This window comes from Clostridium omnivorum, assembly GCF_026012015.1.
Lineage (GTDB): Bacteria > Bacillota > Clostridia > Clostridiales > Clostridiaceae > Clostridium_AX > Clostridium_AX omnivorum.
Window position 1 is genome coordinate 1,993,899 of sequence record NZ_BRXR01000001.1, and the last position, 20,061, is coordinate 2,013,959.

The window sequence follows — 20,061 nt, forward strand, 5'->3', positions numbered from 1 at the left end:
CTTTGCGTGTTTATACTCTATTTATAAAGTGGGAACTTATCACACAGCTTCTTAACTTTTTCTTTAGCATAAGTTAAATCGCCTGTTTTATTGCTGATTATAAAGTCTATTATGTCAGCTACTTCCTTAATTTCTTCTCTTCCAAAGCCTCTAGTAGTTACAGCTGCTGTACCAATTCTAATTCCACTTGTTATAAATGGACTTTGGGTTTCAAAAGGTACTGTATTTTTGTTTACTGTAATACCAGCCTCATCTAACAGCTTCTCTGCCTCTTTACCTGTTATCTCTTTATTTCTAAGGTCTACCAATAGCAGATGATTATCCGTGCCACCGGAAACAAGCTTAAAGCCTCTATCCATTAAAGCTTCTGCTAAAACTTTAGCATTGTCTAGTATTCTTCTTTGGTAATCCTTAAATTCATCAGTCATAGCTTCTTTAAAGCATACTGCTTTAGCTGCAATGGTATGCATTAGTGGTCCCCCCTGAATTCCAGGGAATATAGCCTTATCAACAGCCTTAGCATACTCTTCCTTGCAGAGAATAGCTCCGCCTCTAGGTCCTCTCAAGGTTTTATGGGTAGTTGTAGTAACAAAGTCAGCATAAGGTACTGGACTTGGATGAAGTCCTGCTGCTATTGGCCCAGCTATATGTGCCATATCAACCATCATATATGCATTAACTTCATCACATATCTCTTTTATTTTTGCAAAGTCAATTACTCTTGGATATGCACTAGCACCAGCAACTATCATCTTAGGCTTTTCTGCTAAAGCAATTTTTCTTAGTTCTTCATAATCTATATAGCCGCTTTCGTTAACACCGTAGGAAACAAAATTATATAGCTTTCCTGAAAAATTAACTGGACTTCCATGAGTTAAATGTCCTCCATGGGAGAGATTCATACCTAAGATTTTATCCCCTGGCTCCAGCACTGCCATATATACTCCCATATTTGCTTGAGAACCTGAATGTGGCTGAACATTAGCATGTTCTGCTCCGAATAACTCACACATTCTATCTCTAGCAATATTCTCAGCTATATCTACACATTCGCAGCCGCCATAGTATCTCTTGCCTGGGTATCCTTCTGCATATTTATTTGTTAGTGGTGAACCCATAGCAGCCATAACATTAGCACTGGTGAAGTTTTCCGAAGCTATTAGCTCTATTTTGCTCTCTTGTCTCTCCATCTCTTTTTTTATGACTTCATATATTTCTGGATCCATCTCCATTAAATTATCCTTGTTCATAAAAATAACCCTCCCATTTAAAAATCATTTTACCTTCCATGCACTCAGCTGAAAGCTACCACTATAAGTTTGGAAAACTTTTATATACTTTTTGAAATAACCTATAATTTTATAGGAGCCATGTGGATTGCTTCTCCTGCAATGCCCATAACTGCCTCTGAAAATGCCTCTGAAAGTGTAGGATGTGCATGAATTGTATTTTTAATACCTTCTATACTCAAGTTGTTTTGTATAGCTAAAGTACCTTCATGAATAAGGTCTGATGCATGGGGTCCCATTATATGAACTCCTAGTATTCTTTCCTCTGTAGGGTTTTCTAATGAAGTCTTTGTTGCTATAACCTTAATAAAACCCTCTCCCTCTCCAAGGGCAAGTGCTTTACCATTGGCTCCAAACATAAATTTACAAGTTCTATAAGGAATACCCTTTTGCTTTGCTTCATCCTCTGTAATTCCAACACAAGCAATTTCGGGAAACACAAAAATACAGCTAGGAACTACTTGATTTTCACTATTAGCAGCCCTTTCCATTATTTTTTCAGCTGTAAATATGCCCTGATGAGATGCAGCATGTGCCAGCATTACTTTTCCATTTACATCCCCTATAGCATATATTCCCTTAACATTTGTTTCAAAGCTGCTATTTGTTTTAATTCCCTTTTTATCAAATTCAACACCTATACCTTCAAGATTTAAACCGAGAGCTGCTGGCATTCTACCTGCTGATATAAGTACCTTGTCAGCCTCTACTTTAAACTCTCCCTTTTTCCCCTCAGCATAAATTACATATTTATCGCTGATTTTTTCTATTTTAGTTACTTTTGTAGAAGTATTTACTGCAATACCTTTCTTCTTCAGGGATACTACAAGCCTTTTTGTAATATCACTATCCACTTGACCTAATATATTTGGCATAAATTCTAGCACTGTTACCCTTGTTCCCATTGCATTGAAAATGCAAGCTAGCTCCATACCAACTACTCCTCCGCCAATTACAGCAAGGGTTTTTGGTATTCCTTGAAAGTTTAAAATATCTTCACTAGTATAAATTCCACCTTCATTTGCACCTTCAATGGGAGGAATTGATGGCTTAGATCCTGTTGCAATAATAATATTTGCAGCTGTAATATCTCTTTTAATGCCATCTTTAAATAATATTTGTATTGTATTTTTGTCCTTAAATTCAGCATTTCCATAAACTACTTCAACATTGTTTGCTTTTAGAAGCTGCTCTACTCCACCTACAAGCTGATCTATTATTCCCTGTTTTCTGCTATGAATTTTATCCACATTCACATTAAAGTTATCAACATTTATCCCAAATTCATCAACATTTTTTAATATATTTAATATTTCAGCATTTCTATAAAGAGCTTTTGTAGGTATACACCCTCTATTAAGACAAGTGCCTCCTAGTTTATCCTTTTCAATTACACATACTTTTGCCCCTAGCTGAGCGGCTCTTATAGCTGCTACATAACCACCAGGGCCTCCACCGATAACTATTATATCCTTATCCATGCTTACCCCCATACTGGGCAAACCAGCTTTTACTTCTACTAGCTAGTGTGCCCACATAAGTTTTTTAATCTTTACTCAACTGCCTTAGTCCACTTTAATATAGGTGTTCTTGCAGCTCTAACTTCATCTATCCTTCTCACAATGGTACTGTGAGGAGCTGTTTTCAGCAGTTCTGGATCTTCCTTAGCTTCTTTAGCTATTTTTTTCATTGTTTCAACAAAGCCGTCTAATGTTTCAAGGCTCTCTGTTTCAGTAGGCTCTATCATTATTGCATTATCCACAATAAGCGGGAAGTATATAGTTGGAGGATGATATCCATAGTCAAGAAGCCTTTTTGCTACATCTAAAGTAGTAACTTCATATTTTTCCTTATCCAGTCCTCCTAATACGAATTCATGCTTGCACACTTTATCAATAGGTAAATAGTAGGTTTCATTAAGTCTATCCTTTAAATAATTAGCGTTTAGGACTGCCATTTCACTAGCCTTTTTAAGACCTTCCGCCCCCATAGTTTTTATATAAGTATAGGCTCTAACCATTACTCCAAAATTACCATAAAAGTTCTTAACTTTTCCTATAGATTGAGGTTTATCATAGTTTAGCGTATACTTGCCATTTACCTTTTCAATAACCGGAACAGGTAAGAATGGTACAAGTTTTTCCTTAACACCTATTGGTCCACTTCCAGGACCTCCTCCTCCATGAGGTGTAGCAAAGGTTTTATGAAGATTAAGATGAACTACATCAAAGCCCATATCTCCTGGTCTGGTTACTCCCATAATGGCATTCATATTAGCGCCATCATAGTATAATAATCCTCCAACTTCATGTACAAGCCTTGCAATTTCAGTAATATTGCTTTCAAACATTCCAAGTGTACTTGGGTTTGTTAGCATCAAACCTGCTATATCATCCCCTAGAACTGCCTTTAGGCTTTCTAGATCCACAGCACCATTTATATCCGATTTTATTTCAACTATTTCAAAGCCTGCTACTGAAGCACTTGCTGGATTTGTACCATGAGCGGAGTCTGGAACTATAATTTTCTTTCTTTTAAAGTCTCCTCTGCTTTCGTGATAAGCTTTTATCACCATAAGTCCTGAGAGTTCTCCATGAGCACCTGCAGCTGGATGTAAGCTTACTTGCTTCATCCCTGCAATCTCTGAAAGCATTCCTCCAAGTTCATACATAAGTTCAAGACATCCCTGTACTGTATCCTCTGATTGATAAGGATGAACTTCTGTAAAATGAGGATTTGCTGCCATGTCCTCATTAATCTTTGGATTATACTTCATAGTGCAGGAGCCTAGAGGATAGAAGCCTGTATCCACACCAAAATTCTTATTTGAAAGCAAAGTAAAATGTCTTATTACATCTACCTCACTTACCTCTGGGAAATTTAATTGGTTTTGTCTAGTAAAGTTCTTAGGAATAACCTCTTCAACATCTACCTCTGGAACATCACAAGCTGGAAGAGAATAGCCTTTTCTTCCTTCTTTAGACACTTCAAATATCAATTTATTGTACTCAATCATTCTATCCCCTCCATTACTTTAACTAACTTATGAATTTCTTCTTTTGTCCTCTTTTCAGTAACACAGAGTAGAAGAGAATTTTGAAGCTCGGGATAGTGCTTTTCAAGTGAATAACCACCTAGTATTCCATTCCTCAAAAGCTCAGAATTTATATTTTCAGGTGATACCTCATTTATAACAGCAAATTCCTTAAAGAAAGGCTTATTAAACAGTGGTTTGTACTTTCCTGATTTTATAAGCGTATTAAAAGCATAATGGGATTTATTTATACACTGCTTTGCTACTTCCACTATTCCTTGCTTTCCCATAGTTGACATATATATAGCTGCTGCTAGTGCATTTATTGATTGATTTGAGCATATGTTTGAAGTTGCCTTTTGTCTTCTTATGTGCTGTTCTCTTGCTTGCAGCGTAAGTACATAAGCTCTCTTGCCATCAACATCTACAGATTCTCCCACAATTCTACCAGGCAGCTTTCTCATAAGTTTGGAAGTTGAAGCCATAAAGCCTAAGTGAGGTCCTCCAAAATTCATGCTATTTCCAAGCGCCTGTCCATCTCCTACAACGATGTCTGCTCCATATTCTCCAGGAGTTTTTAATACACCTAAGGAAATAGGATCTACACTCATGATTAACATAGCTTTATTTGAATGCGCTGCTTTTTCAACCTCTTCTATATTTTCAACAATTCCAAAAAAGTTTGGGTTCTGAACTATTACCGCTGCAGTATTATTGGTTAACGAAGCCTTTAGTTTTTCAATATCAGTTTCACCTTCATTAAAGTCTATTTCTATAAGCTCTCCACCATGAAATTTCATATAGGTCTTTAAAATGTTTCTTGTTTCTGGATGAACTGTTTTTGAAACTATAATACTCTTTCTCTTTGTGCTTTCCATTGCCATCATAGCTGCCTCTGCACAAGCAGTACCTCCGTCGTACATAGAAGCATTTGATACATCCATATTAGTAAGTTCAGCTATCATTGTTTGGTATTCAAATATAGCTTGCAATGTACCCTGGCTTATTTCTGGTTGATATGGTGTATAAGCAGTATAGAATTCTGATCTTCCAGTTATATGCTTTATGATTGAAGGTATATAGTGATCATAAGTACCTGCTCCAAGGAAGCATATTAAGTCCTCACTATTTAGGTTCTTTTTTGAAATAGCTTCTACTTGTTTTTTTACTTCTAATTCAGACATAGGTTTATCTAATTCAAGCCTTCTATTAAGCCTAATATTTTCTGGTATATCTTTAAATAATTCTTCTACCGAATTAAGTCCTATGCTTTCAAGCATACTTCTTTCATCCTCAGGAGTATTTGTTATATACGGAAACATATATTATTCCTCCTTATCGCAATATTTTTCGTAATCCTCTGCCTTCATAAGTGCTTCGAGCTGTGATTTATTAGAAACCTCAATACAAATCATCCAATTTTCATATGGATCTTCATTTAAAAGTGCAGGATCATCAACTAAGTTCTCGTTGACTTCAACAATCTTTCCGTCTAGTGGAATATAAGCATCGGAAGCAGCCTTTACTGATTCTATTGTTCCAAAGCTATCACCAGAATTAAATTCTGAGTCTACTTCTGGAAGCTCAACAAAAACTATACTTCCTAATGCATGTTGCGCAAAATCTGTAATTCCTATATAAGCTCTTTCACCTTCAACTTTTACCCATTCATGATCGTTGGTGTACAATAATTCCTTTAAAATTTTCATAATAATTAATCCTCCCTAATTACTTTTTATAATTTTTTGTATAGAATTTTTTACTTATTACTTCAGCCTTTAAGGCTTTATTTCTAATAACAACTTGTATCTCTGTTCCTAGTTCAGTATACTTAGAATCTATAAGAGCAAGCCCTATATTCTTCTTAAGTGTTGGAGAAGCATAACCTGTAGTAACAAAGCCAATCTTTTGTCCATCTACCATAACCTCATATCCATGTCTAGGAATTCCCCTATCTTTCATTTCAAAGCCTATAAGCCTTTTCTTAAGACCTTCTTCTTTTTGTTTTAACAGTGCTTCCTTGCCAATAAAATTATTCTTATTAAGCTTTACAAAAAAGCCTAGTCCAGCTTCTAGAGGGGTTATTTCCTTGGAAATCTCATTGCCATATAGTGGGAGTGCTGCTTCAAATCTTAAAGTATCTCTGCAGCCTAATCCTGCTGGCTTAATTCCTTCTTCCTTTCCTGCTTCTAGTATGCTATTCCATACTTTTTCTATATTTTCATTTGAAGTATATATTTCGAATCCATCTTCTCCTGTATAACCTGTTCTTGATACAACACATTTTACCCCTGCAATTAGAACATCTTGTCTGCAATAAAAGAATTTAATATGATCTAGATTTGTATCCGTTAGTTTTTGAAGTACTAATTGAGCCTTTGGTCCTTGAAATGCAACTTCTGAAATTTCCTCTGATTTGTTAATTAATTCAACTTGGTAGTTTGATTTATTTTCAAGCATCCAAGCATAGTCTTTTTCTACATTACTAGCATTTATAACTAAGAAGAAATGTTCATTGTTAAACTTGTAAACTAATAAATCATCTACTACTCCGCCATCTGGGTAGCACATAAAGGTATAAATTACTTGATTATCCTCTAATACACTTATATCATTAGTAACTAAATTCTGGACGAAGTCAAAGGCTTCCCTTCCACTTGCATCAACCTCTCCCATATGTGATACATCAAATACCCCTGCGTTATTTCTAACAGCTTCATGTTCTTGTATGATACCTTCATATTGAACTGGAAGCTGCCAACCGGCAAATTCAATAATCTGCCCCCCATATCTATTATGGGCATTAAATAGAGCTGTTTTCTTACCATCAACCATTTTCTATTCCTCCTTCTAATCTAATTAGCAGTATAGTTTAGCAAAATATAAACATTACTTTTTAGCGCTTGAAATAATAGCAAAATAAAAGAGGGATATGAAAGCATAGCTATACACTAAGCCTTCATATCCCTCTGTATTTTTACCTGAAAGTTTTGATACAAATGTACTTTATCTTCTTCGGTGCCATAATGGGCTTTCCAGAGTTCCATCCGATAACGATAAATGGGCCTGAAAGTTTCTAGGCTATTCGGCAATGGCCTATTGCTCCTTCGGCTATCTAAAATAGATATCTCTCGTTAACGTCATTTGGTTATATTTCATTTTTACTACATATTCTCATAAAAATTATATACTATTTAGAATTTTTATTCAATTAAAAATTTTAAAATATTTATTGATTATTTCAATATCTAACCTATAAACTATTACATTTCCAAATTACTACCCCACATACACAAATCGCCAATCAATACACTCGCTATATGAATCACTCTTCCTTTTTAGTTTGCTTAATTAATTGATTTGTAAATACAGCAGCACCCGTAACAAGTATACCTTGAATTATTGATTGCACACTAAGCCCCATTAATGCTATTGCACCAACAATCCCAAATGCTAAAAGTATAAGAGGAATATATTTGTCCTTCACTGAACTTGTTTTTAGTATCATCCCAATAACATAGAGCGCAGGTACCAAGATATAAGCTTGTTCAATTATAAATTTCATAATATCCATAAAATCAACTCCTAAAAAATAATTGTTACTATAATCTATGTAAGCTTTTTCAAGAAGTTTCCTTTTTCATTATGTTTATATAAATAAAAATTTAATATTTTGTATAAATAAAGACCACCTCAATTCATCATTAAAGCGGTCCCTTTACTAATTTAATTTATTTTTCTGCAAATACAATACACTTTATTTTAATGGAATCAGCTTATCCTCTATTAAATCCCACTCAAATGCTTTACCATTATTAACATCAACATAATACCATCCCAATGTAGCTATATGATCACTCATATCTTCATAAGCACGTATAACATAATAGTCAACATTATCTCTTTTTTGAATATGATCAAACTGCACCTTAGCCTTTTTGTCTTTAGAATTAACATAATTCCCAATTATCTCAACAGCTTTATTCTGAGTTACTTTCCCATCGTTATTAGTTGTTTGCTTATTTTGATCCACCTTAGTACCTTCAGTATTACTGCTAGTTTCCTTCTTGACTTCTTGCTCCTTCTTTGTTTCTTGCTCTTTCTTAGCTTCTTCGTCTTTTTTAGTATCTTCTACTTTAGTATTTTCTGCTTGAACAGTAGCCTTATCATTACTATTATTTTGACTTAAAACCTGACTGCTTCTTTTCTGTGATTCATTGTACTCATAAGCTGCAAATGCTGAGCCAGTAAAAACAAAAATTATTATGATTATTATCATTAGTTTTCTTTTTTTCATTGTAAAATCATCCTTTCGCTAATACTAGTTTATCAAAATTATAGCTAATATATCTATAAAATAAAATATATTTTTTATTAATATTCGTTCTTACATTATTAAATAACAAAAAAACATAATGGTTTTCCCACTATGTTTTAAAAACACTCAATTAATTAAATAGCTTTATCCATACGTCTAATTTCCTTTAGGAAATAAAAACTTATATCATTTTTATTTACAATTTTATATCCTAACTTCTCAAATAATTCGGTAGCTGTGGCATTATCAGCTGGAATAAATGAAGCCATGCTGTTGCAGCCCTCATATTTCACCCAGTTTTCTGCCTCAATTATTAATAACTTTCCTAAACCCTTATTTCTATAGTTAGAATCTATATACCATCCTTCAATATATCCAACACGGTCATTAACCATTCCGTCAAACTTTTTTATAGAAACTTCAATAAAACCAATAAGTTGTCCTTTATCCTCTGCTACAAAAATATTCCAGCCTAATTCACAATCAGAGCTTCCACCTTCTGAATCAACTTCTGTCCCATTCTCATTGTGTGCTTTGTTTTCTCTAGAAAATAATTTCATCCTTAATTTTTCACAGTTGTCTAAATCTGATTGTTCATATTCTCGTATTATCATCTTTACTAAAAACCCCCATTATTGATTTCACAATAATACACTTTATTATTTTAAAACTTTTAATTGTTATTCTTTTAAAACAAGTAAAGTTACAACAAAGCTCCTATACCTCCTAATCGTACTTTTTAAAAGAATATAACAAAAATATTATACACAATTTAAATATTTTAGCAAGCATAATTTAATTAAGTATTATTAAAGCAAAAATAAAGCTAGAAATAGCTTTATTTTAATACTATAAAATTGGAGCTGAAAAAGGGAATCGAACCCTCGACCTACGCATTACGAGTGCGTCGCTCTACCGACTGAGCTATTTCAGCTTAATCATATAGATGCATATATTAAATTTATATTTAAAATCCAAAATACATTGCTATAATTAAATACTTGAAGATTAGTTATGCTGCTTTATTTAATAATTTATGCTAATATCCTCTTCACCTCATCAATTCTACTACTATTACATAATTTATTCAATAGGCTTTCCATTAATTCTAATAATCTTCTAATTACAGCTCAAACCTTATGAAAATATTACTATTTATACTTTGCAATGACAGCTTTTATAGCCGCATAATCTACTTCTTCAGGTAGTGCTTCCTTAAGAGGCTTTAATTTTGCTGCACCAATTTCTTTAATTTTATCTAATATAAGCTTTTCATGCTCTTTAGGAATTAATCTATCTAAATCGACCTCATGTCCTTCTACTGAGCACTGTATTATATGATTTTGTATAGTAAGATTAGTAACATTTCTTTCCTTTGCTATGTCTTCTATGGATTTACCTTGTCTATATAAATCTAGAGAAATTATATGGCTAGGGGTTGCCTCTTCCTTCTTTCCCTTAGCTACTTTGCTCTTCTGCTCACTTTCCGTGTCTATAACAATGCTCTTGCGTTCCTTATACTTATTTACAGCTTCTAAAAATACTTCTCCATATTTTGCAAGCTTAGCTTCTCCTATACCCTTAATGTTCAACATATCCTCCAAACTGCTAGGCATATATTGACTTAGTTCCTTAAGTGTACTATCTGCAAAAATAATATAAGGCGGAACCTTTTCTCTCTCTGAAATTTCTTTTCTCAGTGCCCTTAACTCCTCAAATAGGGAATCCTGAGTTACAGTTTTTTGCTTCTTCTTTCTTACCTTTTGGAATACTTGTTCCTTTAGCTTTAAAACATCAATTGCCTTTTGCCTCAATCTAACCATTGGAAACTGTCCTTCAGTCATTATTAAGTATTCATCTGCTATAAGTACATTTATTAAATCCTTAATTTCTTGAACTGTGTAATTTTTCATTATTCCATAAGTAGATAATTCATCAAACCCAAGCTCATAAATTTTCTTATTTTTAGAGCCCCTAAGTACCTCTGCTATTAGTGTTGTTCCATAGCGTTCTTTCATTCTAAGTATGCAGGAGAATATCTTCTGAGCATCTATTGTAATATCAACCAGCTCTCTGTCATCATTACAGGTGCTGCAGTTGCCGCAGTTTTCCTTAACATTCTCTTCGCCAAAGTATTCTAATATATATTTTCTAAGGCACTTTGGTGTATGGCAATAGTCAACAACATTCTGCAGTCTTTTATATTCAAATCTCTTTCGTTCTTCATTCATCATGTTTTGTTCTATAAGATACTTTTGGAGAAGTACATCCTGCGCGCCGAAAAGTAAGATACACTCACTAGGTTCACCATCTCTTCCAGCACGACCAGCTTCTTGATAATAAGCCTCCATATTTTTAGGCATATTATAGTGGATTACATATCTTACATTAGATTTATCAATACCCATTCCAAAAGCATTAGTAGCTACCATAATCTTAATATCATCATATAAAAAAGCTTCTTGATTGTTTACTCTTTCCTCATCGGATAAACCTGCATGGTACTTGCCTACTGAAAAGCCTTTATCCTTAAGCCATTCATAGGTTGATTCTACCTCTTTTCTGGTGGCACCGTATATAATACCAGTTTCAGCTTTATTTTCTTGCAGGTATTGAAGTATATATTCTCTTTTATTCTCTCCTCTTATTACTGAAAAGGTTAGGTTTTCTCTATCAAAGCCAGTGGTAAATACCGCTGGGCAATTTAGCTGAAGTAATCTTATGATATCATATTTAACTTCTTCTGTTGCAGTAGCTGTAAAAGCTGTAACCACTGGCCTAGTGTCAAGTGCTTTTATGAATGAGGCTATTTGTCTATAGCTTGGTCTAAAATCATGCCCCCATTGTGAAACACAATGAGCTTCATCAATTGCTACTAGTGATATATTTAAAGTTTTTACAAGAGAACAAAACGCTTGTGACTCTAATCTTTCTGGAGCCACATAAATTAGTTTAAAATCCCCCTGGGCTGCATTAAAAATTCTTTCTTCTACTTCAATATTGCTTAAAGAACTATTTATATAAGTTGCTGGTACTTCAAGTTCGTTTAGTGTATCAACCTGGTCCTTCATCAAGGATATAAGTGGTGATATAACAAGAGTAACACCCTCAAATAAAAGTGCTGGCACTTGAAAGCAGATGGACTTTCCTGCTCCTGTGGGCATTATAGCTAAGGTATCTCTATTATTTAAAATACTTTCAATAACTTTTTCCTGTCCTGCTCTAAAGTTATCATATCCAAAATATTTTTTTAAAACAGCTTTTGCGTTCTCTATCATTTATTTTCTCTCTTTCCCTTGTTTTTCACATATAATTATATCCATTAAAAATTTTTTATTCAAATTGAAATATTACTTTTATTATTGGGATTAATCTTTTCTTAGTTAAAAATAAATATATAAATATTAAAATATATAAATATTTACTGTAAAAATCTAAATTTAACTAAAAACTCCTAGTTTAGATTTAACAATATTACTTAAAATAATATGTGTAGAGAAATAACTCAAGGAGGTTTTAATATGTTTGAAATGGCTCCTTTCAGAAGAAACAATAATTTAGCTAAAGGAAATGACTATTTTACCAAGCTATACACAAACTTCTTTGATGATGACTTTTTTAATTCTATGTCTGAATTTGATAACGCCACTGAAGGAAATTTGAGAATTGATTTAAAAGAAACTGATAATAACTATTTAGTTGAAGCTGACCTTCCTGGTGTTAAAAAAGATGCTATTGATATTGAGTATTCCAACAATTATCTAACCATAAATGCTAAGAGAGATGAAACTGCAGAAGATAAAGCCGAAAACTATGTAAGAAAGGAAAGACATTACGGAGAATATAAAAGAAGATTTTATGTGGATAACGTAGATGAAAACAAAGTTGATGCTTCCTTTACTGATGGTGTCCTTAAAATTACTCTACCAAAAGTTCATAATGAATCAGTTAATAGAAAAAAAATTAATATTCATTAAACGAAAGAGGTGCAGCCAAGGCTGCACCTCTTATGTACTTATTCTTGATGAATAACATCCAATCTTCCAAACTTACTGAACTGTCCAAGCCATGCAAGCTTTACAGTTCCAGTTGGACCATTTCTCTGCTTTGCTATTATACACTCAGCTACGCCTCTATCTTCTGATTCCTTATTATAGTACTCATCTCTATATAAGAACATAACTAAGTCAGCATCCTGCTCAATAGATCCAGATTCTCTAAGGTCTGACAGCATAGGTCTATGGTCTGCTCTCTGCTCAGGAGCACGAGAAAGCTGAGAAAGTGCTATAACAGGGCACTGCATTTCTTTTGCTAAAGCCTTTATAGATCTTGATATTTCTGAAACTTCCTGCTGCCTGCTTTCGCCTCCGCTTCCAGTACCAGCGGTCATAAGCTGAAGGTAGTCTATAAGTATCATGTCTATACCATGCTCCATTTTTATTCTTCTACATTTAGAACGCATTTCCATTACAGAAACACCGGCAGTATCATCAATAAATATCTTGGAACCTGCTAATGGTCCTGAAGCTTTAGCTATATTCTCCCAATCCCTATCGTCCAGATTACCTGTTCTAAGCTTAAGCATATCTACGTTAGCCTCTGCACATAAAAGCTTATAAGCAAGCTGCTCCTTTGACATTTCTAGAGAAAATATTACTATGCTCTTATTTGCTCTTAGCGCAGCATATTGGGCAAGGTTAAGTGCAAAAGTTGTCTTACCCATAGAAGGTCTGGCAGCTATAAGCACCATATCACCCTTTTGAAAACCTGAGGTCTTACCATCAAGCTCTGGAAAGCCTGATGGTACACCAGTAAGGTCTCCCTTATTGTTAAACATCTTCTCAATTTGAAGAAAGCCTCTTTCAAGCACTACATTCATAGGCTCAAAGTCACTGCTGCTCTTTTTCTCAGCAATATTAAAAATTCTTTTTTCAGCTAAATCCATTACGGAATCCACATTATCCTGCTTATTATAGCTCTCCTCAATTATTTCAGTTGAAGCTCTAATGAGCTTTCTAAGAGTAGCCTTGTCTTCTACAATCTTTATATATGAATTTAGATTAGCTGTTGTAATAACAGAAGTACAAATTTCACTAATATAAGTTAGTCCTCCTGCTGCCTCAAGCTTTTGAGAAGCATTCAATGCTTCTGTTAATGTTACAAGGTCTACTGGAATATCCTTTTGATAAAGCTCTAATACTACATTAAAAAGAATCTTGTGAGCATCTCTATAGAAATCCTCGCTTTTTAGAGCTTCCGCAGCTGAAGCTATGGCAGTTCTATCAATAAGCATGGCACCAATTACGCATTGCTCTGCTTCAATATTATGAGGTAAACTTCTGAGAGGAGTCTCCATTTAAATCCCTCCCTTAGCCTAAAATACTATTTTCATTAATTGTTCAATATTATCTACAGATTTAACTTCAATATCTGTAAGTCCACTTGGAACCTCTTTTAAGTTATCCTGTGGCACAATAACTGTCTTAATACCTTTTCTTCTGGCTCCATAAATCTTTTCAAATATTCCACCTACAGGCTTAACCTTCCCCCTCAAGGAAATCTCACCTGTTATTGCGATATCTTGTCTTAAAGGCTTTTCTAAAAGTGCACTTACTACACATACTGTAATTGCAGCACCAGCTGAAGGTCCATCTATTTTACCTCCACCTATTACATTTACATGTATATCATAGTCTTTAATATCCTTATCAGTTAACTTTCTGATTACTGAGGCAGCATTAAATACAGAATCCTTTGCCATACTGCCAGCAGTATCATTAAACCTAACCTGTCCAGTTCCATTTTCTTTAGCAGGGAAAACTGCTGCTTCTATCTCTAGAGTAGAACCTATATAACCACTAACTCCTAGTCCATATACATGTCCTATCTCTCTGCTGCTAGCTTCCTTAATATCCTCATAAGGTGTTAATCTGCTAATAGCTATTACTTCGTTTAAATCCTCATGAGTAAGCTTTATCTTATCATCAGCCTTATCTTCATTATTATAAAGTACATATCCATATACATCTGCAAGGATATTAACGGCTTTTCTTCCCTCTATGGTATATCTGCTTATTTCCTTAGCTAATCCTTCTTCTAGCTCAATATTGAGCTTATCAGCAGCATTTATTACTATTTGCTCTATGTCTACTGCTGAAAGAGGTTCAAAATATACTTCTGTGCACCTTGAGCGAAGTGCTGGGTTTATATCTCCTGGTTCTCTTGTGGTAGCACCAATAAGTACAAAATCTGCTGGTGCTCCATTGTCAAATAAATATTTTATATATTTAGGAATATTCTCGTCATCTGGGTCATAATAAGAAGATGTAAATTCTACTCTTTTATCTTCTAATACCTTTAAAAGCTTATTTTGAAGTATTTCGTCAAGTTCTCCAATTTCATCGATAAATAGTACCCCGCCATGAGCTTCTGTAACTAATCCTGGTTTTGGTTCTGGAACCCCTACCTCAGCCAAGTCTCTTTTGCTTCCTTGATATATAGGATCATGAACAGAACCTAGCAGTGGATTAGTAATCTCCCTTGGATCCCATCTCAAGGTAGTTCCATCAACCTCAACAAACTTTGCTGTTTCTAAAAAAGGAGTATGCTTTAATCTTTTAGCTTCCTCTAATGCAAGCCTAGCCGCAGTGGTTTTTCCTACCCCTGGAGGTCCATAAAGTATTATGTGCTGAGGATAAGGTGAAGCCATTTTTGATAATAGAGATTTAATAGCTCTTTCCTGTCCAACAATTTCACTAAAACACTCAGGCCTTAACTGAGACATAAGACTTTTCGTAAGCTTTCTAGAATCTAAAACCTCTAATTGAGCATACTTTTTAAGAGTCTTTGCATTTTCTGGACCCTTTTGCTTTCTAAGTATCCCCATTCTTATTTCATCTACATACTTTTCTTGCTTTTCAAGTAAGCTGGCTTCAACTTCCTTTTCCAGCTCATTTTGTATATATCTTTTAGCTGTAGCATCAACTATATACTTATTTGTACTTTCTATAGCCTCATGAATATTCTTTTCAGTTGGAATTTCACTAAGCCCTTTGCCATCACTAACTATTTTATTTAGAGCATAAATTCTCTTATATACATCTCCACTATGGATATAACCCTGAAGTTTGTACTTTATTATTCTTGACTTTACAGCCCCTTCATCAAGTACTCTATTTATAATTTCAAATAATACATCTATTTGTGACTCCAATGGTATAGTATCTAGTGCATCTTTATTTTCTAAATCGATTTTAAACTGTGACTTCACTGTTTTTCCCCCTCTAGTTTCTGTGGAGTATATACTATTTATCCTTGCTCTAAACTTAAGTCTGTTGACCTATTACTGTTCTAAAATAACAACTTTTATTTTAGTAGAAACTTCAGGATAAATCTTAACTTCCACTTCATATGTTCCTAATTGTCTGATTGTATCAGTTACAATTTTTTTCTTATCTATACTTACTTTATATTGTTTATTTAGCTCATCTGCTATATCTTTGCTTGTTATGGAACCAAATAGTCTTCCGTTATCTCCGGATTTACCTATAATTTTAACTTCTTTTCCTTTAAGCTCATCAGCAAGCTTTTGAGCAGCTTCCAGTTCTGCAAGCTTCTTTCTTCTATCTGCTTCCTTCTTTTGATTTAAAACATTCATATTTGCAGTTGTAGCTTCCTCTGCTAATTTTCTTGGAAACAAGAAATTTCTTGCATGCCCGTCTGAGGCATTTACTATATCACCTTTTTTACCTAAACCTTTTACATCTGCTAATAAAATTACTTTCATTATTTGTCACCTTCCCCTAAGTTTTTATCTATAGCTAATTGCAATTTATCTAATGCATCTTCAGTAGATACATTTTCAAGCTTTGCTCCAGCCATAGTCATGTGCCCGCCTCCGCCTAAAGCTTCCATCATAAGCTGCACATTTATGTCTCCAAGTGACCTTCCGCTGATAAATACCTCATTATCTATTTTAACAATAACAAAGGACGCTTGGATACCTGTAATATTTAGCAGCTCATCCGCTGCTTGTGCAGCTAATACAGTATCTTCAATTTCTGGAGGACATATTGCTATGGCTATGTTATTTTTTACCTTGGCAGCTTTTATAATTTCTGCTCTCTTTAGGTAAGTATTTAAGTCTTCAGAGAATAACCTCTTAATTTCTATAGTGTCTGCACCTAACCTTCTTAAAAATCCTGCTGCCTCGAAAGTTCTTACACCTGTTTTAAAATAAAAGTTCTTGGTATCTACACAAATGCCAGCAAGTAGTGCCTCTGCCTCTATAGGTTTTATTTTAGGATTCTCTATCATATATTGCAGCATTTCAGTAACCAGCTCTGAGGTTGAAGAAGCATAAGTCTCTATATAACTTAGCACTGCCCCCTCAATAAAATCTGGCGAACGCCTATGATGGTCTATTATTACTATCTTTTTGCATTCCTTAACCACATCGATATTTTGTACATAGCTTTTATTATGGACATCTACCACAATTAATAAACTATTCTCATCCATTATATCTCTGCAGTAATCTCCATCTACAAACACATTATCGTAATCTGGATCCTCTTTAAGCTTATTAAGTTGATATTCTATATTACTATTGTTTTTACCTTCTAAAATAATATAGCATTCCTTATTGAGAAGTCTTACAGCACTATAAATTCCAATAGAAGCCCCAAAGCAATCAGTATCAGGCATCTTATGTCCCATTATAAACACTTTACTGCTGCCCTTAATTAAATCCATAAGTGCATGGGATATAACCCTTGCTCTTACCTTAGTTCTCTTTTCCACTTCTTTAGTCTTTCCACCATAGAAAGAGAGCTTCTCAACATTTTTTACAACAACTTGATCACCACCTCGACCAAGTGCTAATTCCTTAGCAGAAGTGGCAAGTGCAAAATTCTCCTGTGGAGTTTTTCCTCCACGGCCTACTCCCATACTTATGGTTACTGCAAGTGTATTCCCATCATTGATTTCTCTTATTGTATCTAATATATCGAACTTCTTATCCATTTCTTTATTGATAGTTATTTCATGAGCAACAAGTACATATTTACTGCTTGAGTACTTTTTCAGCATTCCATTTATACTCTGCGCATAATTATTTATTGTTCTTTCTATATCAGCTATAAGCTGAGGTCTTTTATCTTCCTCAGTAGTCTTAACTACTTCATCTAAATTGTCTACCTCTAAAAGCATTATAACTTCTCTTGAATCCTCTATACTCTTTTCCAGTTTTACTTGTTCAGTAGTATCATAAAAATATAATAGAATTATCTTTTCAGTATCGCCCTTATTGTCGTCAGTATCAACTACACTTGAATGAATATCATAGTATTTATTTTTAAAATTAACATGTCTAAAAACACTCTTCTTTTCATCCAAAATATATCTTACATTTATATCTTTAATAGTATCATTTATACTTCTGCCAAGAATTTCCTCACCCTCAAGCATATTAGAGAAGTTTTGATTATACCAAGCTACATCGCCTTTAGTACCTACTATAACCAAAGGAAATGGAAGATTAACCAGAGTGCTTCTTGTAGCAATATCAAGCTTTGAGGAAAAATCCTCAATGAACCTATTCCATTCATCTTTTTTTACTTTAGAGTGTTTAATATTATACACAACGAGTACTGTATATAATGCCAGTGCTGCAAAGCCAACAATAAAGTGGCCATAGAAAAACATCACTAAAATGCCTAATGCAATAATCAGCATATATACTCTATTACTAGTGGTAAAATCATTATATTTATTATCCATCACATTTCCCCCAATTAAATTCCGAAAATCCTATTTGGGTTTATTTTTCTAAAATCCATAAGCATGTCAATTAATCCTACATAAAAGAATATTTGTGAAAAAACAGGATTAAGGGCTGTAAAAACTATTATTAAAATAATAATAGGTCTTTGAAGATTAAATTTATTTTTTAAGAAATATACTACAACAGACATCCCTATTATGAGAAATACAAGTTGCATAATATATGTTGCTGAATAAAATATATACTCACCTGCAGGAATACTCTTTTTCATAAGAATGATTCCTATTAAAACCGGCAGCAATATTATAACACCAACTCTGCTGTCTAAATATAACCTTGAAAATGATGTCATAGGCTTCATTTCATATTTGAATCTTTTTAATATAGCCTTTGAAAACACATAGTTAACATAAGCAGACATAAATGCTTGAATTATAAATCCTGCCCCTAGAAGCCTCATTATATTTTCAACAGAAAACATTGAAGTTAACATATCAAGCTGCTTTAGCTGGTCCTGTGTCATTCCAATATTCTTATACATATCTTTAAGCATATCACTGGACATTTTCATAGCAGTATTCATATCATTTATGCTTTTAGTAATAAATGAAGTAAAAGTAGTTTTTTGTATAAGTGCTATAGTTAATACTATAGTTAATACAGAAACTACTAAAGAAACCAAACTTAACAATAGTATAGTAGTTGAAGCTTTAGTTTCTTTTTTAATACAATATCCAAGAGTAATTCCGATTAATCCAAATGACAGGGCTGATAAAAGCGCCGTAACTGGATTAAACATCATAGCTGTTAATACTGTACTTACTACTATGGCTGTTATAGCAACTTTATATCCATGACGGATATAAAGTAAAGTAACAGGTACCGGAAGCATTAATGTTCCAACCACAGAGATAACTGGAACATACCCTGTAATAAGCATTAATATTACGATGATACCAGAAATTAAACCTGCCTCTACAATTGCTTTTGTGTTGTAAACTCTATTCTGCATTTTTTCCTCCGTTAATTTCTCTCTTTAAGGTGATTATATAATCTGCTTAGATGCCTCCCATTTTTCTCAATCTCATCTTCTGCAATTATGCCCACTTTTAAACTTTTTTTCGTATTTTCATCAACTTCAAGAAAGGAATAGCCTAATTTTTCTGCAAGTATATATAATATTATTATTGCCCCGGAAATGCAATCTAAAATTGCTTCCTGTGCAACATTACTACCTCTTGTTAATAATTGAAAGAACTCACCTATTGTAACAAGGAGCTGCGCCTTTAACTGCTCTATAACCTTTACATTAGACATTATGTTAAATTCTTCTCTCTTCATTTGAATATCCCCCTCTAAAGCCCTATAAATCTATTTTAGTTATTTTTGAATATTAATGCAACTATGTATTGCTTTAAATACCAAAAACTTGAAATTGTATAAAATATGTCTCTCACTTTTTACAATAATACTACAATTTTCTTTTTCTTTATTTTTAGATTATACAGCTAAATGGCTAATAATAATATACATCTTAAATAAAATGCACATAAAAAATATTATGCAAAGCCCTATACACTTGTATTTATCTATTATAAGAGCCTTCCTTGGTAATAAAAATCTCTATCTATTGATA

17 protein-coding genes, 1 tRNA gene and 2 riboswitches are annotated in these 20,061 nt (G+C 33.6%); of the genes, 1 reads left to right on the forward strand and 17 read right to left on the reverse strand.

All coding sequences use genetic code 11. The features are described 5' to 3' along the window. Nucleotides 1-17: 17 nt before the first annotated feature. From glyA to recQ, 11 genes are all read right to left on the reverse strand, one after another. Entirely contained in the window at nucleotides 18-1,250 is a 1,233-nt protein-coding gene (gene glyA / locus bsdE14_RS09460) for a serine hydroxymethyltransferase (RefSeq protein ID WP_264849687.1), read from the reverse strand. Nucleotides 1,251-1,351: 101 nt separating this feature from the next. Beyond that, the gene (gene lpdA / locus bsdE14_RS09465; RefSeq protein WP_264849688.1) at nucleotides 1,352-2,770 is read right to left on the reverse strand and encodes a dihydrolipoyl dehydrogenase; all 1,419 of its coding nucleotides are present in this window, start codon (nucleotides 2,768-2,770) and stop codon (nucleotides 1,352-1,354) included. A gap of 71 nt (nucleotides 2,771-2,841) precedes the next feature. Then, entirely contained in the window at nucleotides 2,842-4,305 is a 1,464-nt protein-coding gene (gcvPB, locus tag bsdE14_RS09470) for an aminomethyl-transferring glycine dehydrogenase subunit GcvPB (protein WP_264849689.1), read from the reverse strand. Then, nucleotides 4,302-5,645 (reverse strand): aminomethyl-transferring glycine dehydrogenase subunit GcvPA, encoded by a 1,344-nt coding sequence (gene gcvPA, locus bsdE14_RS09475; RefSeq protein WP_264849690.1) that lies wholly within the window; start codon nucleotides 5,643-5,645, stop codon nucleotides 4,302-4,304. Before gcvPA ends, gcvPB begins: the two co-directional genes overlap by 4 nt. 3 nt (nucleotides 5,646-5,648) lie before the next feature. Further along, nucleotides 5,649-6,032 (reverse strand): glycine cleavage system protein GcvH, encoded by a 384-nt coding sequence (gene gcvH / locus bsdE14_RS09480; RefSeq protein ID WP_264849691.1) that lies wholly within the window; start codon nucleotides 6,030-6,032, stop codon nucleotides 5,649-5,651. A gap of 19 nt (nucleotides 6,033-6,051) precedes the next feature. Continuing rightward, on the reverse strand, nucleotides 6,052-7,158 hold the full coding sequence (gene gcvT, locus bsdE14_RS09485; RefSeq protein ID WP_264849692.1) for a glycine cleavage system aminomethyltransferase GcvT: 1,107 nt from the start codon (nucleotides 7,156-7,158) through the stop codon (nucleotides 6,052-6,054). A 132-nt stretch (nucleotides 7,159-7,290) separates the two neighbouring features. Next, nucleotides 7,291-7,364, reverse strand: a riboswitch (glycine riboswitch). Between the two features lie 3 nt (nucleotides 7,365-7,367). After that, nucleotides 7,368-7,467: riboswitch (glycine riboswitch) on the reverse strand. A gap of 181 nt (nucleotides 7,468-7,648) precedes the next feature. Beyond that, complete coding sequence (locus bsdE14_RS09490) at nucleotides 7,649-7,897, reverse strand: phage holin family protein (RefSeq protein WP_264849693.1); 249 nt, start codon at nucleotides 7,895-7,897, stop codon at nucleotides 7,649-7,651. A 183-nt stretch (nucleotides 7,898-8,080) separates the two neighbouring features. Continuing rightward, the gene (locus bsdE14_RS09495) at nucleotides 8,081-8,620 is read right to left on the reverse strand and encodes a hypothetical protein (protein WP_264849694.1); all 540 of its coding nucleotides are present in this window, start codon (nucleotides 8,618-8,620) and stop codon (nucleotides 8,081-8,083) included. Nucleotides 8,621-8,775: 155 nt separating this feature from the next. Beyond that, on the reverse strand, nucleotides 8,776-9,255 hold the full coding sequence (locus bsdE14_RS09500; protein ID WP_264849695.1) for a GNAT family N-acetyltransferase: 480 nt from the start codon (nucleotides 9,253-9,255) through the stop codon (nucleotides 8,776-8,778). A 244-nt stretch (nucleotides 9,256-9,499) separates the two neighbouring features. Next, a tRNA-Thr gene (locus tag bsdE14_RS09505) sits at nucleotides 9,500-9,575 on the reverse strand. A gap of 217 nt (nucleotides 9,576-9,792) precedes the next feature. Further along, entirely contained in the window at nucleotides 9,793-11,919 is a 2,127-nt protein-coding gene (gene recQ, locus bsdE14_RS09510; protein WP_264849696.1) for a DNA helicase RecQ, read from the reverse strand. 243 nt (nucleotides 11,920-12,162) lie between these two features. Here recQ and hsp18 point away from each other — a divergent pair, with 243 nt between their 5' ends. Further along, nucleotides 12,163-12,618 carry a heat shock protein Hsp18 gene (gene hsp18, locus bsdE14_RS09515; RefSeq protein WP_264849697.1) on the forward strand — a complete coding sequence of 152 codons (456 nt, stop codon included), beginning with the start codon at nucleotides 12,163-12,165 and terminating at the stop codon, nucleotides 12,616-12,618. A gap of 38 nt (nucleotides 12,619-12,656) precedes the next feature. Here the strand turns inward: hsp18 and bsdE14_RS09520 are convergent, their stop codons facing one another. The 6 genes from bsdE14_RS09520 to bsdE14_RS09545 all read right to left on the reverse strand — a co-directional run bounded on the left by bsdE14_RS09520 (nucleotide 12,657) and on the right by bsdE14_RS09545 (nucleotide 19,766). Next, nucleotides 12,657-13,997, reverse strand: coding sequence for a replicative DNA helicase (locus tag bsdE14_RS09520; protein WP_264849698.1), 1,341 nt, complete (start codon nucleotides 13,995-13,997; stop codon nucleotides 12,657-12,659). Nucleotides 13,998-14,015: 18 nt separating this feature from the next. Next, nucleotides 14,016-15,911 carry a Lon family ATP-dependent protease gene (lonC, locus tag bsdE14_RS09525; RefSeq protein ID WP_264849699.1) on the reverse strand — a complete coding sequence of 632 codons (1,896 nt, stop codon included), beginning with the start codon at nucleotides 15,909-15,911 and terminating at the stop codon, nucleotides 14,016-14,018. Nucleotides 15,912-15,983: 72 nt separating this feature from the next. Next, the gene (gene rplI / locus bsdE14_RS09530) at nucleotides 15,984-16,427 is read right to left on the reverse strand and encodes a 50S ribosomal protein L9 (RefSeq protein ID WP_264849700.1); all 444 of its coding nucleotides are present in this window, start codon (nucleotides 16,425-16,427) and stop codon (nucleotides 15,984-15,986) included. Continuing rightward, entirely contained in the window at nucleotides 16,427-18,421 is a 1,995-nt protein-coding gene (locus bsdE14_RS09535; RefSeq protein ID WP_264849701.1) for a DHH family phosphoesterase, read from the reverse strand. Before bsdE14_RS09535 ends, rplI begins: the two co-directional genes overlap by 1 nt. A gap of 14 nt (nucleotides 18,422-18,435) precedes the next feature. Beyond that, the gene (locus bsdE14_RS09540; protein WP_264849702.1) at nucleotides 18,436-19,437 is read right to left on the reverse strand and encodes a YybS family protein; all 1,002 of its coding nucleotides are present in this window, start codon (nucleotides 19,435-19,437) and stop codon (nucleotides 18,436-18,438) included. A gap of 11 nt (nucleotides 19,438-19,448) precedes the next feature. Then, nucleotides 19,449-19,766: a MazG-like family protein gene (locus bsdE14_RS09545; RefSeq protein ID WP_264849703.1), complete on the reverse strand. Its 318-nt coding sequence runs from the start codon at nucleotides 19,764-19,766 to the stop codon at nucleotides 19,449-19,451. Between the last annotated feature and the right edge of the window lie 295 nt (nucleotides 19,767-20,061).

What these genes read in the sequence shown, in the direction of transcription:
- glyA (WP_264849687.1), bottom strand. Translation starts at nt 1,250, where the DNA reads ATGAACAAGGATAATTTAATGGAGATGGATCCAGAAATATATGAAGTC.
- lpdA (WP_264849688.1), bottom strand. Translation starts at nt 2,770, where the DNA reads ATGGATAAGGATATAATAGTTATCGGTGGAGGCCCTGGTGGTTATGTA.
- gcvPB (WP_264849689.1), bottom strand. Translation starts at nt 4,305, where the DNA reads ATGATTGAGTACAATAAATTGATATTTGAAGTGTCTAAAGAAGGAAGA.
- gcvPA (WP_264849690.1), bottom strand. Translation starts at nt 5,645, where the DNA reads ATGTTTCCGTATATAACAAATACTCCTGAGGATGAAAGAAGTATGCTT.
- gcvH (WP_264849691.1), bottom strand. Translation starts at nt 6,032, where the DNA reads ATGAAAATTTTAAAGGAATTATTGTACACCAACGATCATGAATGGGTA.
- gcvT (WP_264849692.1), bottom strand. Translation starts at nt 7,158, where the DNA reads ATGGTTGATGGTAAGAAAACAGCTCTATTTAATGCCCATAATAGATAT.
- bsdE14_RS09490 (WP_264849693.1), bottom strand. Translation starts at nt 7,897, where the DNA reads ATGGATATTATGAAATTTATAATTGAACAAGCTTATATCTTGGTACCT.
- bsdE14_RS09495 (WP_264849694.1), bottom strand. Translation starts at nt 8,620, where the DNA reads ATGAAAAAAAGAAAACTAATGATAATAATCATAATAATTTTTGTTTTT.
- bsdE14_RS09500 (WP_264849695.1), bottom strand. Translation starts at nt 9,255, where the DNA reads ATGATAATACGAGAATATGAACAATCAGATTTAGACAACTGTGAAAAA.
- recQ (WP_264849696.1), bottom strand. Translation starts at nt 11,919, where the DNA reads ATGATAGAGAACGCAAAAGCTGTTTTAAAAAAATATTTTGGATATGAT.
- hsp18 (WP_264849697.1), top strand. Translation starts at nt 12,163, where the DNA reads ATGTTTGAAATGGCTCCTTTCAGAAGAAACAATAATTTAGCTAAAGGA.
- bsdE14_RS09520 (WP_264849698.1), bottom strand. Translation starts at nt 13,997, where the DNA reads ATGGAGACTCCTCTCAGAAGTTTACCTCATAATATTGAAGCAGAGCAA.
- rplI (WP_264849700.1), bottom strand. Translation starts at nt 16,427, where the DNA reads ATGAAAGTAATTTTATTAGCAGATGTAAAAGGTTTAGGTAAAAAAGGT.
- bsdE14_RS09535 (WP_264849701.1), bottom strand. Translation starts at nt 18,421, where the DNA reads ATGGATAATAAATATAATGATTTTACCACTAGTAATAGAGTATATATG.
- bsdE14_RS09540 (WP_264849702.1), bottom strand. Translation starts at nt 19,437, where the DNA reads ATGCAGAATAGAGTTTACAACACAAAAGCAATTGTAGAGGCAGGTTTA.
- bsdE14_RS09545 (WP_264849703.1), bottom strand. Translation starts at nt 19,766, where the DNA reads ATGAAGAGAGAAGAATTTAACATAATGTCTAATGTAAAGGTTATAGAG.